The 16,603-nt window shown below is 35.7% G+C and carries 11 protein-coding genes and 2 pseudogenes; 7 read left to right on the forward strand and 6 right to left on the reverse strand.

The window, feature by feature from the left end; genetic code table 11:
- Positions 1 to 54 precede the first annotated feature (54 nt).
- Positions 55 to 987: an IS5 family transposase gene (locus F896_RS03465; RefSeq protein WP_005064486.1), complete on the reverse strand. Its 933-nt coding sequence runs from the start codon at positions 985 to 987 to the stop codon at positions 55 to 57.
- Between the two features lie 262 nt (positions 988 to 1,249).
- Here F896_RS03465 and F896_RS03460 point away from each other — a divergent pair, with 262 nt between their 5' ends.
- The 6 genes and pseudogenes from F896_RS03460 (at position 1,250) to F896_RS03445 (ending at position 10,091) form a co-directional block, all read left to right on the forward strand.
- Positions 1,250 to 2,146, forward strand: coding sequence for a recombination directionality factor (locus F896_RS03460; RefSeq protein ID WP_005146768.1), 897 nt, complete (start codon positions 1,250 to 1,252; stop codon positions 2,144 to 2,146).
- Positions 2,147 to 2,477: 331 nt separating this feature from the next.
- Positions 2,478 to 7,550 (forward strand): AAA domain-containing protein, encoded by a 5,073-nt coding sequence (locus F896_RS03455; RefSeq protein WP_005146767.1) that lies wholly within the window; start codon positions 2,478 to 2,480, stop codon positions 7,548 to 7,550.
- Positions 7,543 to 8,937, forward strand: a complete 1,395-nt coding sequence (locus F896_RS03450; RefSeq protein WP_005146766.1) for a hypothetical protein — start codon at positions 7,543 to 7,545, stop codon at positions 8,935 to 8,937. The genes F896_RS03455 and F896_RS03450 overlap by 8 nt, the downstream gene beginning before the upstream one ends.
- Positions 8,938 to 9,018: 81 nt before the next feature.
- Positions 9,019 to 9,330, forward strand: a pseudogene (locus F896_RS21465) (hydrolase or metal-binding protein); the annotation flags it as partial.
- 64 nt (positions 9,331 to 9,394) lie between these two features.
- Positions 9,395 to 9,600: pseudogene (locus F896_RS20575) on the forward strand (helix-turn-helix transcriptional regulator).
- A 104-nt stretch (positions 9,601 to 9,704) separates the two neighbouring features.
- Entirely contained in the window at positions 9,705 to 10,091 is a 387-nt protein-coding gene (locus F896_RS03445) for a hypothetical protein (protein WP_016164781.1), read from the forward strand.
- Positions 10,092 to 10,124: 33 nt separating this feature from the next.
- On the opposite strand, the gene F896_RS03440 is transcribed toward F896_RS03445, so the two are convergent.
- The 4 genes from F896_RS03440 to F896_RS03435 are packed head-to-tail and all read right to left on the reverse strand — an operon-like array spanning position 10,125 to position 15,006.
- A complete protein-coding gene (locus F896_RS03440; RefSeq protein ID WP_002121599.1) occupies positions 10,125 to 12,962 on the reverse strand; it encodes a DEAD/DEAH box helicase family protein in 2,838 nt (945 codons plus the stop codon).
- Positions 12,955 to 14,484, reverse strand: a complete 1,530-nt coding sequence (locus F896_RS20240; protein WP_228130627.1) for a site-specific DNA-methyltransferase — start codon at positions 14,482 to 14,484, stop codon at positions 12,955 to 12,957. The genes F896_RS03440 and F896_RS20240 overlap by 8 nt, the downstream gene beginning before the upstream one ends.
- Positions 14,397 to 14,756 (reverse strand): hypothetical protein, encoded by a 360-nt coding sequence (locus F896_RS20920; RefSeq protein ID WP_016164784.1) that lies wholly within the window; start codon positions 14,754 to 14,756, stop codon positions 14,397 to 14,399. The genes F896_RS20240 and F896_RS20920 overlap by 88 nt, the downstream gene beginning before the upstream one ends.
- Positions 14,757 to 14,787: 31 nt before the next feature.
- Positions 14,788 to 15,006 carry a DUF6471 domain-containing protein gene (locus tag F896_RS03435; protein ID WP_002121548.1) on the reverse strand — a complete coding sequence of 73 codons (219 nt, stop codon included), beginning with the start codon at positions 15,004 to 15,006 and terminating at the stop codon, positions 14,788 to 14,790.
- Positions 15,007 to 15,126: 120 nt separating this feature from the next.
- On the opposite strand from F896_RS03435, the gene F896_RS03430 reads away from it, so the two are divergent.
- Complete coding sequence (locus F896_RS03430; protein WP_002121625.1) at positions 15,127 to 16,152, forward strand: IS1595 family transposase; 1,026 nt, start codon at positions 15,127 to 15,129, stop codon at positions 16,150 to 16,152.
- Here the strand turns inward: F896_RS03430 and F896_RS03425 are convergent.
- Positions 16,149 to 16,574: a hypothetical protein gene (locus tag F896_RS03425; RefSeq protein ID WP_002121608.1), complete on the reverse strand. Its 426-nt coding sequence runs from the start codon at positions 16,572 to 16,574 to the stop codon at positions 16,149 to 16,151. The genes F896_RS03430 and F896_RS03425 overlap by 4 nt on opposite strands.
- Positions 16,575 to 16,603 lie beyond the last annotated feature (29 nt).

The raw sequence follows: 16,603 nt of genomic DNA on the forward strand, positions 1-16,603 counted from the left end.
AGGGCTTTGTTGCACAAAGATTTGAAAGGCAAAGCGCCCCTAATTGAGCCAAATTTAAGGCGTAACTTGGGTAAGTGGTCGACCTAATTCCGTAAATCTGTTGAGGACTGCTACACGTGCATGAACCTCATTGACTTGGCTATCAAAGCTCCTTGCACTGAGTTTATCTCCTAATAATTTGATGCAGTGCATTTTAGTCTCAACCAAACTTCGGCGATGATAGCCTGACCATTTTTTCCATAGTGTCCTACCTAAACGTTTAATTGTTCGAAGTAATTCATTTCGCTCTAGCGAGCTACTCTTTGTATCTTTCCATGGTTTCGCATTTTTTCTAGGTGGAATCACCGCATGTGCTTGCCGATCTGCAATGACCTGACGGCATTGCTTGGTGTCATAAGCTCCATCGGTATAAACAGAGTCAATCTGCTCATCTTGTGGAATCTGATTAAGTAAATCACCAAGCACCTGTGAATCACAGACATTATTGGTTGTGAGCTGAATAGCGCGTATTTGTAGGGTTTTGGCATCTATACCAATATGTAGTTTACGCCATTGGCGACGATATTCAGCTCCATGTTTCTTGCGTTTCCATTCGCCCTCACCTAGAAACTTCATCCCTGTAGAGTCTACGAGTAGATGCAGCCCATCGCTACTTTTTTGGTAGCTGATTGCAATATCAATATGCTTTTGTCTTCTACAAAGCGTACTGTAATCTGGTGCGGTCCAATTTAATCCGCAAAGTTTAATCAGACTTTGCACAAAGCCAGTGACCATACGTAAAGATAGACGGAATAAGGATTTAATCATTAAGCAGCATTGGATGGCTGCGTCGGAGTAGGTTTGATTTCGCCCTTGTTTGCCTTTTGATGGAGCATACCATTGCGTAGCAGGATCAAACCAAAGGGCAATATTTCCGCGATTAATGAGTGCTCGGTTATATGCGGGCCAATTGGTTGTGCGGTAGATTTTGTGTGTAGGCTTCTTCATTTGAAAATTATATCGCTGAAAAAGCCTTTACAGATAGGTTTGTGCAACAAAGCCGATTTATAGCGATGATTGAATCCATCACGGCTATATATCTATGAAATATCCATTCTCTTAAAAAGTGCAAAAAACCGCCCCGATTCACCAACACCCGAAGGTGTGGTGAACCCAAATGGCAGTCTTTGCGAAGTCATAGCTTTTCATATTTCTGTTTACTTACATAACAAGGGGTAAGCAGTAAAATTTTATTTATAGGACAAACAACATGATAAAAGGTTTAGCGATTACACCGCCAATACTCGGCAGAATTAGTATCGGTAAAGTGGTCGAAAAGAACGGTAAGCGTCTGCCTGAAAAGGATGACCAATTTACTATTACCAGCCAAATCCAAAATAAAGATGGTTGGGTGAAGCATCCACTTGATGAACAGCTCAGAGCTAAAGCACCGAATCAAAAACTACGCTCTATTCCTGTACGGATGATCTTTAATGATCCTGAACTGAACCTGCGGGCAGAGTACAGTTTATTTGACCGCCAAACAGGACGCCCCATTTGTGTAGGTAATGGAGAAACTTGCCAACGGCTGACCAATCAAGGTGTAGAACAGCATGCATGTCCTTCACCTGACCTATGTCCATTGGCACAAGGCGGCAACTGTAAGCCTTATGGACGACTACATGTCAATCTAGATGAATCGGATGAACTCGGGACGTTTATTTTTAGAACCACTGGTTTTAATAGCATTCGCACACTAGCAGCACGACTGAGTTATTACCATGCTGCTTCTAATGGTTTACTTTCGTGTTTGCCACTGCAACTGACCTTAAGAGGTAAGAGCACTGCACAAAGCTATCGTATCCCGATTTATTACGTGGATTTGACCTTACGTGATGGCATTAATTTGCAGGAAGCGATTACCAATGCAAAGCAAATCAGTGAAAAAAGCAAGGCAGTAGGATTTTATCAGGAAGCATTAGATCATGTGGCAAGGCAGGGTTATGGTAATGCCAGCTTTGAAGTAGGCGGTGAAGAGGGCTTGGATATTGTTGAGGAGTTTTATAATGATGAAAAGAAGCCAGAGCAGCACCAGCAAACGCATGATCTGACCGATGTTCAGTGTATCCAGAAAGGTTTGCAGCAGTCGGTGAAGGCTTTAAATTGATACAGAATCCCTGTGTAAAACATGGGGATTAATTATTAGATTAAATTATCACAGTCTTTATTTTTTAAATATAAAAATGCATGAAACTAAATTTTAGAAAAAGAACTTTACTTACGTCGTAAATGCATTTACATTTTATACATAAATTATTGTTGGCTAAAATAAAGCCAAGGAAAGATAACTAACAAAAATCACCTAAATTTGAGCAAATGCAATATTGATGTTGCATAGAGCCCATAACCAAAAACCAAATTTTACACTTAACAAAATTAGTAAATCTCATAATTTTTTAAATTTTATGGATTTTTCTATCTATTTCTATGGATTTTTTATGTCTTTAATTATTAAAACCCAAGCAAATGGGATTCATCAGCATGAAACTAAAGCTATTGATAAAATTAGAGAAGCATTTAGTGTTGAAGATGAAATGAGAAAATATAGCCCTTGGTATGGTTATGCTGGCTATACTTTGGTGGATCGAATTACTAAGAAAGAGGGGGAGTTTGACCTAATCTTGGTGACAAACAGTGTTGTAATAGTTGTTGAGTTGAAGGATTGGAATGGTAAATCAATAAAATCTGTAAATGGCAACTGGTATATGGATGAACGTGATATGGGAATTTCCCCAGTCTCACTAACACGCCAAAAACAATTCATTCTTGTCAATAAGCTTAAAGCACTTAAAGATAAATTTACAGGTAATCCAGGATTTGTCCCTAGAGTTTATTTTTTTGTTGTAATGTGTGGAAAAGTAAATTTTTCTGGATTACCAGAGGATGAAGCTAATCATGTCATTAGTATTGATAAATTTATCAAATTTTCTAACAAAATTGCATTTAATAAAGAATTTAAACCGCATCCAAATGCTCAACATTTAGATAAGGACTTTGGCTTAATCGATAAAATCTTTGTTACTAATGACACACAACCTAAAAAGGTTATTGTTCAAAAGTATAAGCAGGAGGAAGAACTCCTTGCTCATCCTCAAAAAATTTATACAGAGTATGAGGCAATATCGACCATTTCTCGTTCTGATAAAGCATTAATCAGACAATGGTATTTTGCTAACTTTAAGGAAATGAGCCTTCAATCACCAAAGCAAAGGGCTGCATTACTAAATCATGAACGTATCATTAGTGCCGAATTTCAGCAAAGTAACCAATTATATAAGACTGCTCTTGTACCCTTGATCATGCCTGAAGAGGATCAAATTACTGAACAGTACAATGAGTTGGTTGAATATCGGCAAAGTCATCTTCGTTTTAATGATTTTATCACTAGAATCAACCCTAATTTGTCTGAGGAAGATAAATTAGATTTGATTCAAATTTTAGTGAGTAAATTCGCTGAAATGCATAATCTAGGTATTTCACATGGAGATATTAATTCACACTGTATTTGGATTTCTCCTCAAAAAGATGTCGCTATTTCACACTTTTTAACTTCTAATTCAGAAAATATCGATAATCAGATTGAAGACTTACAATCAAGTCTTACATTTCTTCCAAGAGATTTTCAAGCCAAATTAGCAAATGTATCTGCGTTTAAAAAAGACGTATATATGTTAGCAATAGTTGCTTGGCACTTATGGGAGAATAATCGTTTAACTGCTAAAGCAATAAGTAATGTGTGCGTTAATAGTGACCATTGGATTGCTGACTTAGTAAAAAAGGCAATTACTTTTGAAATTAATGATGCTAGTCAATTGCTTAGAGAATTTAATGCGAAAAGGCCTACGCAAGCAGTAGAGTTTATTGCTGACGTTGCATTATTAGAGGAATATGTTACAGCAGATAAAATATATAAGATTTATCCAGAGGAGGATGAAATCTACGAAGATGTAGATAATAAAACCACTTTATATCGTTCAGGTGATCATCTTGTAAAAGAATGGTCAGATGTTCATTTGGATAGATTCTCATCAAGTGATATTCTTAAATATCAACATTTTTTTGAGCGACTTAAAGAGGCTACAGCCCAAAACTTATCATATTTACCGAATTTAGTACGATATGGTATTTCAACAAAGTCTAGATCTTTATTTGTTGTTTGTGATGTTGTTGAGGGTGTAAAAGTTGACGAAATTGAAGCTGAAAAAGAAAGCAGATTGCAGTTGGCTGCTAACTTGGTAGAGGCGATCATCCATTTACATAAATTGGGCTTACCAATTGGTCGCATTAATCATGATAGTGTGCTGTTCAACTCAGAAAACAGCAGTTTTGTTTTCAATGATATTATTGATATCAGACCATACTTAGATCATAAGAGTGAATATTATCCTGCACATATCGAAAATCCTACCAGTGAGCAGTGCCATAACCATGCCATTATGTATATGGTTTGCCAAATCCTAAGGTTTAAAATAGGTGATGATAGTACAGATTTTAAATGGATTAGTGATGCTGTAAAACTTGAGCTCAATGAAACAGAGTTTCCTTTAGGTGATTTAAATCGTCTATTGGAAAGTATTGAAACTACGCAAATTAACAGCGATACACCAACCATTCGTATTCCAGTACCTGATAAATTCACTGAGCTACAGATTTTTGCCGATAATAAGCGTATCTATGCAGCTTTAGAGAAGGGTCGTAATGGTAATGACATTATGGTCAAGTTACAGGGGATTGGGGGTTCAATTCATTTTATTATAGATCCTAATAGCAAAAGTATTCGCTTTGTGACAGGCGTACGTGAATCTGATGTTGTGCCACATTACGTCATAGATCAGGCTGTGCTAGAAATAGATATTAACTTAAATATTGAGCATTCAATTGGTAGACCAGATTATACAGAACTATCTAGTTTCCTGTTTAATTTGGAGGAATTTTCAACTGCAATTGATGATATTTTGCAAGATCAGTTTAATGACCAAGAGGATATTTTAGAATTAGAGACTGATTTTCCTCAGTCAACTGATGTATTGGATATTGATCAACAGTTACTAATTCATGATTCACAGGATCCTTGTGTCACAGATGAAATTGTAAATAAGATAACATTAGACTATGTCCATAATGATACTAATAAGCTAGCTGCTTTAAATATTGATACAAAGAAATTATGGAAGGCAATCTTAGAAACAGAGACTGAAGCTTTACCATACATTGTTTTATCACAACCGTTGCAATTGGTTGATACCAAAATTTATATTGCAAGATATGAAGATGATAACGATGTATTAGACAAATTTCCGAAAGATGCGTTAATTAGCTTAATCCATAAGACTATTGATTTTAATGGTGAGGATAGAGAGTTCCGTGTAGGTGATATTGATATTCAAAATTCTTTAGCTGGGGAGTTAAGAGTTAAAGGCGTAAAATATGCTGATAAAATTAAGGTAGGACAAGTTTTATATTTACGTACTAAGGCGGATAAATCATCATTTCTTAAACGTAAAAATGCATTAGAACAGATATTAAGACGACAATCTGATATCCCCAATTTAGTTGACTATTTTGAGCCGACTTCACAAATTATCCCCAAGAATTATAATATTACTGTTTCGGATAAAGACTTTGAAAGATACGATCAGAAAGATCAAAATGGAAAAGTAGTTGTCAGTCTGAATGACCTTCAACGTGAAGCATTCCGTAAATTAATTAACTTTGGTCCAGTCTCAATTTTACAAGGTCCTCCAGGAACAGGTAAAACTGAATTTATCGCAGCCTTTGTTCATTATGTTTTTGAAAAGCAAAATGCCAATAATGTTTTAATGGTTAGTCAATCGCATGAAGCTGTTAATACTGCTGCTGAGCGTATTCGTAAACACGCTCAGCGTTTAGAAACACCATTAGAAATTGTACGTTTCAGTAATAGAGAAAATGCCGTATCAAATAACTTAAAAGATGTGTATTCAGACTCTATTATTTCTACACATCGTCATTTGTTTTTAACTGAGATGGAAGATAGAGTTCTATCTTTGAGCCAGTCTATCGGAGTTGATAAAGAATATTTAGCTTGCGCTTTATTTTTGAAGGTAAATCTATTTGGTCACCTATCAAGAATGTTGGTTTCAACAGAGTCTGAAGATGAAAAATTATTGTCTAAAACTGAGTGGAATGGGTTATCGGCTAAGCTGATTGATCGTCTTAAAGATTATTCGCAAGAGCTACATACTTCTTTAATTGGATTGAATAGCCGCCAGATTTTAGATAGAGAAAGTCAAATCTGGGAAATGTTGGATGAGAGTTTTGAGGTGCAAGGTAAAGCTGCTAATAATGCCAAAGCACTTGTACAAATTGCATTTGATTATGATCAATTGATTGATAGTCCAAATGCCAACTATGAGACTTATCTTTCCAAGACACGGCAATTCATCTGCGGGACTTGTGTCGGGATTGGGCATCATTCGATTGATATTGCAAATCAAACATTTGATTGGGTCATTATTGATGAATCTGCGCGATCAATTTCTTCAGAATTAGCTATCGCAATGCAGTCAGCTAAACGTATTTTATTAGTTGGTGATCATAAACAATTGCCTCCTTTGTATTCACCAGAACATGCTAAGGCATTGGCACGTAAATTAGGATTTTCAGAAAAACGTATAGAGGCAAATCTGAAAAGTGATTTTGAGAGACTATTTAATTCACCTTATGGGAAGGTGGTACAAGGGAAACTACTTTCTCAATATCGGATGGCCCCTGCAATAGGTAATATGGTTTCGGATTGTTTTTATGATGACCCACTTAAAACTGAGGTAATTGAACCATTTGAGAAGCCTTATACAAGAGAAATGGTACGAGTTGTGCCGAATATCTATCTTAAATGTTCAGTTCAAGAACTACGATCTACAGTGACATGGGTTGATACGTCTGAGAAGTATAGTGATGGTGTAGGTACAACTTTCTATAACAAACATGAAGCTCGTAAGATTATGGCATTGTTAGAGAAAATTCACTCAGATAAGCAATTATTGAAAGAGTTAAAAGACAGATCAAAGCCAAATGAGCCACCTATCGGTATTATTTGTATGTACGGCGAGCAAAAACGATATTTACGTAAGCAATTTAATTCGAAGTCTTGGGATGAAGAATTTAGATCCTTAGTTAAAATCGATACTGTTGATAGCTATCAAGGAAAAGAGAACAGAATTATTATTTTATCTATTACACGTAATAGTTCTGATAATAAAATTGGTTTTATGAATATGCCAAATCGTATTAATGTGGCTTTATCTCGAGCGATGGATCGGTTGGTAATTTTTGGTGCATCTCGTCTATGGGATATGCCAAGACATAAAGAAAGTCCATTAGGATTGGTTCTTAGTTATATCCTGGAGCGTACAAATGATGATCAGCATTATCAATATATTGCTGATCAGAAACTTGCACCAACTAAGAATCCCAATTCATTGAAATTTAAATATAAAACAAGTTCGAATCGAGGTGGCAATCATGAGTAATTATAGTATTCCTTATCATGATATTGATATCTTAATTCCTTCTCAAAAGTTTGAAGTAAACTTTAGTTATACATCAAGTCAAATGCCTAACTTCATAGATTCTATGATTATGCGTTTATTGCGTATAAGCCCATTGTCTGTGAAGAATATCGCTAAATTTTTAGGCATGAATCAGCGAGAGTCTCGCATTGTATTAGATCAACTCATTACTAATAATGAAGTTGAGCTTCAGCAAGATGGACTTTTTCATTTGACTAATAAATCAATGAAATATTTCACCACGGTAGATTCAATACCGAAAGTTGCATCTATTTTGGAGCATACTCACAGTTTGATCTATGAATTAACCAATTTTAATTATATTGCTCAAAAGCCAGATAACAATATGTATGGCATTAAATTGATTGCGACTAGTACTCATGCTGCAAATAGTGAAAATATCGTTAGGGACCGATTTCAGAAGCAATTTTATCAACTTATCGAAGAGGATATTATTACCTTAAAGAAAATAGAAGGCAGACCTAGTATTTATAAAATGGGTACAGTGAAAAAGGTTAAAGAATGTACTGTTCGTAAGTCGCTCGATCTTCATGTTGATGCTCAGGCTGAACCACAAGCCATAAAAGTTTTGGACTCGATTATGAGTGATGAACTCAAAGATAAAACTTATCAAGCATTGGGGCAAAGTAAAAAGGGTAACAATATTCGTGATATTTTGAATAATCTAGATGGGTTTGAGCAGTTAAAACTTAATCAATATTTTAAGGATGGCCGTTTTCTAGCACCTAATGCTTTATTTGATAGTATTAATCCTATTGAAAGTAAATCATCTGATGGAAATCATTTGTTTATTGGTCCTTGCTATAGTCAGAGCAATTCAAAGATTATATTGAATAAAATTAAAGAAAGCATTGCTAAGAATCATCAAGTCAGCAGTATCTACTGGTTAGCGCCAGATGATGTCTTTTGGGGTAAATCACTAAGATTCAATACTTTTATTAATGCTTTAGGGCAAATTAAGACTAAACAGAATACTGATTTACAACTGAAATGCTTTTTACCGATGCATGATGAACAAGATCGAACTTCTGTAAATAATTACCGTAAGATTATTGCGAAAGATCAGCAAAAGTATTTTTATGGGATTAAGGATGGGATACTTGACGGTAATTTTGAACTTATTGTTGTTAAAAATGAATTTGCTGTAATTGTTCTACATGTTTTAGACTCAGAAGCTGAGTATTTAACATCATTTCCTTTTGGTTCAATTAGTTATGATAAACAGTTGGTGAATGGTTTAGTTAGTTTGTTTGAAGCATGGGAAAGACCAAAAGATGACGGTGGAATTAGTTTTGGCCAAATGTTTAAAAAACATAGCCAATCGTAAGCTATCTTTTTAATGGTTAAAATTAAGTGACTTATTATTCAAAGTGACGAGTTACTTACTTTACATCTCGCAATCAATTGCGTGAATTTAACTTTACAGCATGTGGTGAATCTTCAATATACGATTTAAGCAGCAAAGGAAATAGACCAACAAAGTAAAGCTGTAAGCTTTAATCAAAATGCTTTAGATGCAACAGCTAGATTAAGTTCTAGTAATGCACAGTTTGAGATAAATTTGGAGGAAGGATTAGATTTAGTGGAGGATTTTTATACTGATGAGGCTGAGCAAACTCAGCTTGAGTTTGAAGTCAAGGCGAAGTCTAAACTCTCTAAGGAGCCAAGTTCTGTAGAGGATATTCAACAAGGGCAAGGGAGTGTTAGGGCGGTGAATTAGTCCATTTTCTAAATTTAGTTTTGATAATGGTTGGAGAAATAAAACGTATTTATCAGATGATTAGATATTTCACATAAACCAAATCATTAGGATTAAAGAAGTCATTGCAGTTACGGATATTAGCCGTTCAGTTATATATGAAAAACTTAATCCTCAATCTAAATGTTAGATTCAACATTTCCTAAGCCAATTAAGTTGAGTGTGAATTGTGTTGGTTGGTCGGCATTTGAGGTAAACCAATGGATTGAGCGAAGGTTAGCAAGTCGATAGTTAGGGGGCGAAAGCTCCCAAATTTGAAGTAGTTTAGTTTTTGCAAAGAAATAGATTTCATGTATATTAGAAAGAAATAAAATTTATAAATAATAGGGTTTTATATGACAGAGGAGCTGCCTGACAGTGCAATATCATCTTGGGGAGGCTTCGTCTATCAAGGAAAGATAGCACTTTTTCATTCTATTAAGCTTCTATTGGATGAAAGCTTCGAGGGGAAAGAAGTCAAGAAATTTGCTTTACAGTTGGATAGTACTGATGACTTTGCCATTTATTCGGATGGTATTGCAATATCGGTTCATCAAGTTAAGGCTAAGGCATCTCCTTATAGATCTGCATTTGAAAAAGCACTAAATAAGTCGTCAAAAATATGTATAGATTGTTGTCCTAATACAAAAAGATACTTCCATATAGCTAATGAAATTGATGATTCTAGTGATTATGAAAATGAGAAAAAAGCGATATTATGTAGCAACCGCACAAAGATATAATAATCAATTGCTTACATTTAGAAAAAGCCGAGATTAACTCGGCATTCTTGTTTGGAAATCAATGGCAAACTCTGATTCAGTGCGTGGTTCTGTATTGTAGAATTTAAAGCCTAAACACTTGACCTCTTTATAACCATGCGATTTGACTTCATTTAAGAACTCAACATAGTTTTTTGAATCATCTTGTTCTGCGTCAAAAACAATTTGGCTTTCATCGTCCAAACTTATCAATACTTCCTCTTTCCAAGCATCCTTTTCAAGTAAATGACCGCCTTTAGGCTCAATTAGGCATTGATAGTACATTTCGCCATTTTCAGCATCATTAATGATCAGCATATAGTCAGGGCTGAACCTTCGACCATCTTTAGGACTAAACAACCAATAGTCCAGTTCATTGCGTATCAAGTAAATTTCTGCACCCTTGTAGCGTGATTTAAGCTCTTCAATCTGAGTTGCAACAAACTTAACAAAGCGTTTTTCTTCGCTTGTGCCATAGTTCTCACTGTAGGCGTACCAATCGGCAGTTTCAACATCAAACTGTAGATCGGGGTTGTCATGGCTTGACTGTGGTTTTGCACGTTCATCAGGTGCATGATCACTTGTTTCACCATCTAAATCTTGGATAGGGAATGAAACCAAGTAGATGTTCTTTTCTTGCTGAAAGATAGACGACAGTGATTTTGGTCTAAAAATATGACTTCCTGTAATTTGTGGCATGTGCCGATCTATGGCTTTACGCACTTCGGGTAGAATCACACCGACCAATAATTGCAGTTTTTCATGGGCTTCAAGTTGATCAATATCCTTACCTTCCGAATACGAATATTTAATCTCATATAAAGGTAGATATTTTTCAATCAACTCATCAATGCTCTCTATCCCAACAATATGATTTTTCAGATGGTTAAATCGAAAGAAATTATTTTCTGATGACATTAATGCCTTACGGATAATAAACGGTGAAAAGTATTCATCCGTTAAATGAATGGTTTTATACTGAATCCCTGCCTGAATACTATTTTGCTCTTTATCCGTTAAGCTTCTTGTATAAAGTCGGTAGGTACTTGCTTTGATTTCCCTCCTAAAAGTAGCATCAATTTCTGTATCCGTTGTTTTACTGCGGTGTAGTTGTTGATTAACCAATACAAAACCTTTTCTATAGGTTTCACTATTGAGGAATTCGGACTTGAGTTTAATCGTCCGTTTTTCCATACTTTTATTGACAATTCCCTCATCGAGTAAGGCATATTGCAAGTTATCTAAGAACGTGCCTGTTTTAACAAAGTGGTAGAAGAAAGTTTCCAAAATACGCCCATGCTCATGAGGTGCATTATCAAATTTACGTTTGAATGGGTCGAACTCATAACTATGTTCTTCATCAAATAACCCTCCAATTTGAGAAATCTTATAAGCTCTTGGCAGTTTGTATGGACACAATCTTGCACCACGACCAATCAACTGAATATCTTGTAGTGATACTTTTTTAGACTCTGAAATATCAAAATGAATGATGTCGTACAGGCTTAATACATCCCATCCCTCATTGAGTGCATTAACAGAAAAAATTGCTCGAATGACATTTCTTTTACTATCTAAATGAGGAAGTAGATATGCTTTCTCCTTCTCCTTACTGTTATACGGCATGCTGTTATCTTCACGAAAACGCATTTTAATTTCAGCAATAAACGCATTTAAGCCATTAGGGTCTTGAGAGGATACCAGCCCTGATTTTCGTGAACCAAGCCAACTAAACATTTGAGAGATAAATCGGTTTCGATCTTCTTCTATGAGTGATTGCTGTGTGCCTGAACTTAAGTTTTTTAAATGATCTAAGTCACTTATTTTGAGTGAACTAATTACTTTATGGAAAAACTCCCGATCTTCCTCACTCTTAGCAATTTTAGTGGATTTAATCAAAATAATCGGATTAATCTCAACATTCATTTCACGATCAGCAAGTAATCTGCGGTATTCACTCATCACAACCGCATTGATGACCAATAAACGCTTTTGATCTTCAATCTGCGTTTCTTCGTTATAAAGGAAGCCGACTTCCTTGCTGTATCCATCCTTATTGAATTGCAGAAAATCGTAACGATGAATCAACTTATCACGATATTTTTTATGGATGAGAGGGTTTTCTAAATCTACGGTAGCGGTAAACTCTAACAGTAAATTATCGGGACGAGCATAGATTGCCGATTGAACAGCCGTTTCCCAATTGCGAATATCTTCTTCATCGGTTTTCTTGAGTTTTTTACGTGTATCTACGTTTAAACGGTGTGCTTCATCGGCAATCACCACAACAGCATTATCCGCAAAATCTTGAGCAGTTAAGCTATTTTCCTTGTCTTCTGTCAGGCGATTATATAACAGTGCTGTGCTGAAAAACATGAAGTTAATCGCATCTTTTTGGGCATCTTGAAAGCGATCAATCGCACGGATATGAATAGTTTTACCATTTAATTTAACCCCTTTAGGATTAAATAAATACTTGTCAAATTTATAATCGGTGAAGTTTTTTACCGCCTGATTCTTAATTTGCAATTGGTGTACCAAGAACACAAAATTGCGGTAGCCTTTTTGATATAGATACAGAATAGCAGCAGCCATCGTGAGCGTTTTACCCGTCCCTGTCGCTAGGTTAAAAAGTAGATGCTTTGCTTTGTCAGGGTCTTGCTCAAATAACCAAATAAAATGCTTGATCGCAACTTCTTGATAATCACGTAATGTCTTTGAGATGTTATCAGTTATATAAGTCGGGAGTTTGTAATCTTGCACCCATTCCTGATATTCAGGGTTAGATTCAATTTGACTAAATAAAAATTGGTCTAGCGTATCTTTAACTTTATTTTTTACACGTTTAGTCATTTTTAGCACCATAGAATAAATCGGTTAAATTCATTTCTTCTTCTGAAACATGGTAACGACTGTCACGCATATCAGCATGGTTAAGAAACAATTGGTTTTCATCCAAAATGCTAATCAACAATTCCTTGCGTTGATCTAAGTCAAGGGAACGGAAGTTTTCGTCCTTTTCAAACTCATTTTTATCAAACCAAAATTTTAGAAAGGCATTTTTAGCCATATCAGCATAGACTTCATCCAATTCGCCTTTGCTATTCGCTGCCATAATTTGATTTAAAAAATCTTGGTTATATTTTTTTAGCTCAAAATAAACAAATGAACCACCACCTTGCCAATCCACCGATTTAGAAATACCACCTTGTTCACCCTCAAGGACTTTCAGTAAGCGAGCTTTGGTTATATCTTCGATGTAGTCCATTTGCTCAATACCAATCCATCTGCGTCCCATCTTGTGAGCGACAGCACATGTTGTTCCTGAACCTAAATGGTAGTCTAGAACGATGTCATTTTCATCAGTTGATAGTTCTATTGCACGTTGAATTAGATTTTCAGGTTTTGGGTTCTCAAATACAACATCACCAAACATGGCTTGTTGGTGCTTTGTTGCGTTTGTGGTGGTATCAGTAGAAGTCCATAAAATTGTATCAGGTGTTACATCAGACCAAAGTGTTGATGCAGCTTTTCCTTTACCTGCTTCAATAGCATCTTCTAAATATACTTTTAATTGTGGTTTAGTTAAGCCCTTTGAACCAAATTGAATGCGATTTCTTTCAAGTAAACTGAGGTATTCTTTTTCTGTTGTACGCCAATGACGACCTTTAGGTGGCGTATAAACATCTCCATTATTAGGATTGGTAATCTTATATTCTAAATTTTCACGGACATTAGGAGCATCAAATGGTTCAATTTTGTATTTACCTAGTTCATCCTCAAGATCAAAACCCTCTATATCCAAGGCTAATTTAAAATGAGCCTTATTGATTGCTGTTTTGTCTTTAGCGTATGTAAGAACGTGTGTGCTTGAAATAGATAATAAACCATCACTAGAAATAGATTTTCTTGATTGCCAAATTACATCCGCAATAAAATTTTCCCGTCCAAAAATATCATCTGCTAATACCTTTAGGTAATGTGCGCCATCATCTGAAATAGTGATGAAAATAATGCCGTTTTCTTTTAAAAACTCTCTAGCAATTTCAAGGCGATTTTTCATAAAAACCAACCAAGAGGATAATTTAAAGTTTGAATTATATGCAAAAGTGTCCGCAGGTTTTGTATCTATAAAATAATAAGGTGGGTCAATGAATATACATTTTACTGCATTAGAAAATCGTTGCTTCAAAGAATGCAAAGCGAGTAGGTTATTACCTTTAATTAAAAGGTTTTGTTGTAATTCACCATTTTGATCAAAAAAATTTATTTTAGTTTCAGATTCGTCTACTGTGTGCTGTGCTGTGCTGTGCTGTGCTGTGCTGTGCTGTGCTGTGCTGTGCTGTGCTGTGCTGTGCTGTGCTGTGCTGTGCAAGGGTGCGAATAATATTGAAAATTAGTCAATGCTTTTGGCTCAAATAACGTATCAATATCTTTTCCATCAATTTCTTGATGTAAAAAGCGTTCTTCACGCCCTGAATCCTCTTTACTCATACCTGCTTCAAGCACAGTATCTTTAAAAGGGAAGCTTAAAACCACATCGTTATTATTATTTAAAAAACCAATTCGATCATGGCTTGTGGAGTAAAGCCCAATTTTATTGCTATGGCGTGTGTATCTGCCTTTTTTCAGTGAATTATCAGACATTAAGAATATCCTATTTAGGTTTGGTAAGTGGTTATAGTCGAATTTCTTTACAATCAATCGCTTTAAGTATTTGAAGCATAAATATTGCCCCAAACGTACCACGATTGATCTTGTTGCTAATGTTTTGTGGTGTTTCTGATATACCCATTGCTTCAAGCTTTTTGGATAGATCAATCAGGCTTATATTTTTTCGGGCAATTTCTGCCTTAATTAAGCCTTTGGCATAGTCTTTCCATTCATCGTCACTCACGGTTTGACCTCATAAAAGATAAACGACATAGCATGTCGCTATAATATTTTAAATCATTATATTTGATGATTAAAACTATTACAATATATTAAGCATATCTTGTTTGTGATGGGTGATTTTATGAAAAAAGAATCTAAGCAACATTTCCTACTATCAGCAAAGGCTCGTACTTTATCTGTATATGAAATTATGCAAATCACCCATGAACAAGCTTTCTTATTGTTCAAAGAAATGCGGTGGGGAAAAGAACAACCGATATGCCCTCATTGCGATACCCAAGATCATCACTATTTCATACGTGGACGCAAGCAATGGCGTTGCAAGTGCTGTAATCATACGTTCAGCGTAACATCAGGTACGATCTTTGCCTTTCACAAACTACCACTCAAAATCTATTTAGCTGCTATTGCCATTTACTCTAACGCTGTAAAAGGCTTATCTGCTTTGCAGTTAGGTCGGGATTTAGGTGTTCAGTATAAGACTGCTTTTGTATTGGCACATAAAATCCGTGAAAGCCTTATAGATCAGCGTGACGATGAATTACTATCAGGTGATGTTCACATGGATGGTGCGTATGTAAATGGCTATGTACGCCCTAAAAACCACAAGGATGACCGTGTAGATCGGCGCAAGGCTGAATATCAAAATCCAAATAAACGGTGCATTGTGGTACTACGCCAAAAAGCAATGAACAGTAATCTACAAGGTGCTGATAAAACCAAAACTTATGTAGTTTATAGTGAAAACCAAAAAGACATTAATCATCTTGCCAATCAGCATATCAAACACGGCTCAACAATCCATGCAGATGAAAGTACCGCATACGATACACTAAATGCTCGTTTCACGACTAAGCGTGTCAATCATCAATATGAATACCGTTCTAAAGATGGTGTGACCAATAATCTTGCTGAAAGCTATTTTAGTCGGTTCAGACGTATGCAGTTAGGGCAGATGCACAAGTTTGGTGTGATGTACCTTGCCAACTATGCCAATGAAGCTGCTTATCGTGAAGATACTCGTAGATGGTCGAATGGTGAAATCTTTACTGATATTTTAATGAAATGCGCTCAAACTCGAACACATAAAGATTGGTGTGGCTATTGGCAGGGCAATAAGCGTAAATCAGAGCGTTTAGTCTGCTAATCCGCTATGCCCCACAAATGAGGACGATGATTGCTATGGGCTATAATAATACCTTTATCTCTTAATCGGTTCAGCACTTTGATGAAGCTAGGTGAAATATCATTGCCTACAGATGAATCTATGCCTTTAATGTCCAAAACTTTCATCATTAAATCTTTGTAGTTCATTGGCTCTTTTGCTTCACGCAAGCAAGTTAAGACTAATGACTGTAGTTCACCTCTTCCAAAATAAGGGTTTCTTTGATTTGTACGCTTAGATTTAACGCTTCTTAGATCAAATTCAGGTGAAAATAACTTAATAGTGTGATCTACATGCAGTAGCATTTCAGAGATACGTTGAATTTCTTTTTGATGTGCTTCAATTTGACCAAGCAATTCCGCACGTTTTTTAGTTAATCCTGATACGATATGTGATTCAGCCATAATCCCTTTCCTTATGTGTAAAGGAATTA

The sequence above is a fragment of the Acinetobacter genomosp. 15BJ genome (assembly GCF_000400715.1).
Classification (GTDB): Bacteria; Pseudomonadota; Gammaproteobacteria; order Pseudomonadales; family Moraxellaceae; genus Acinetobacter.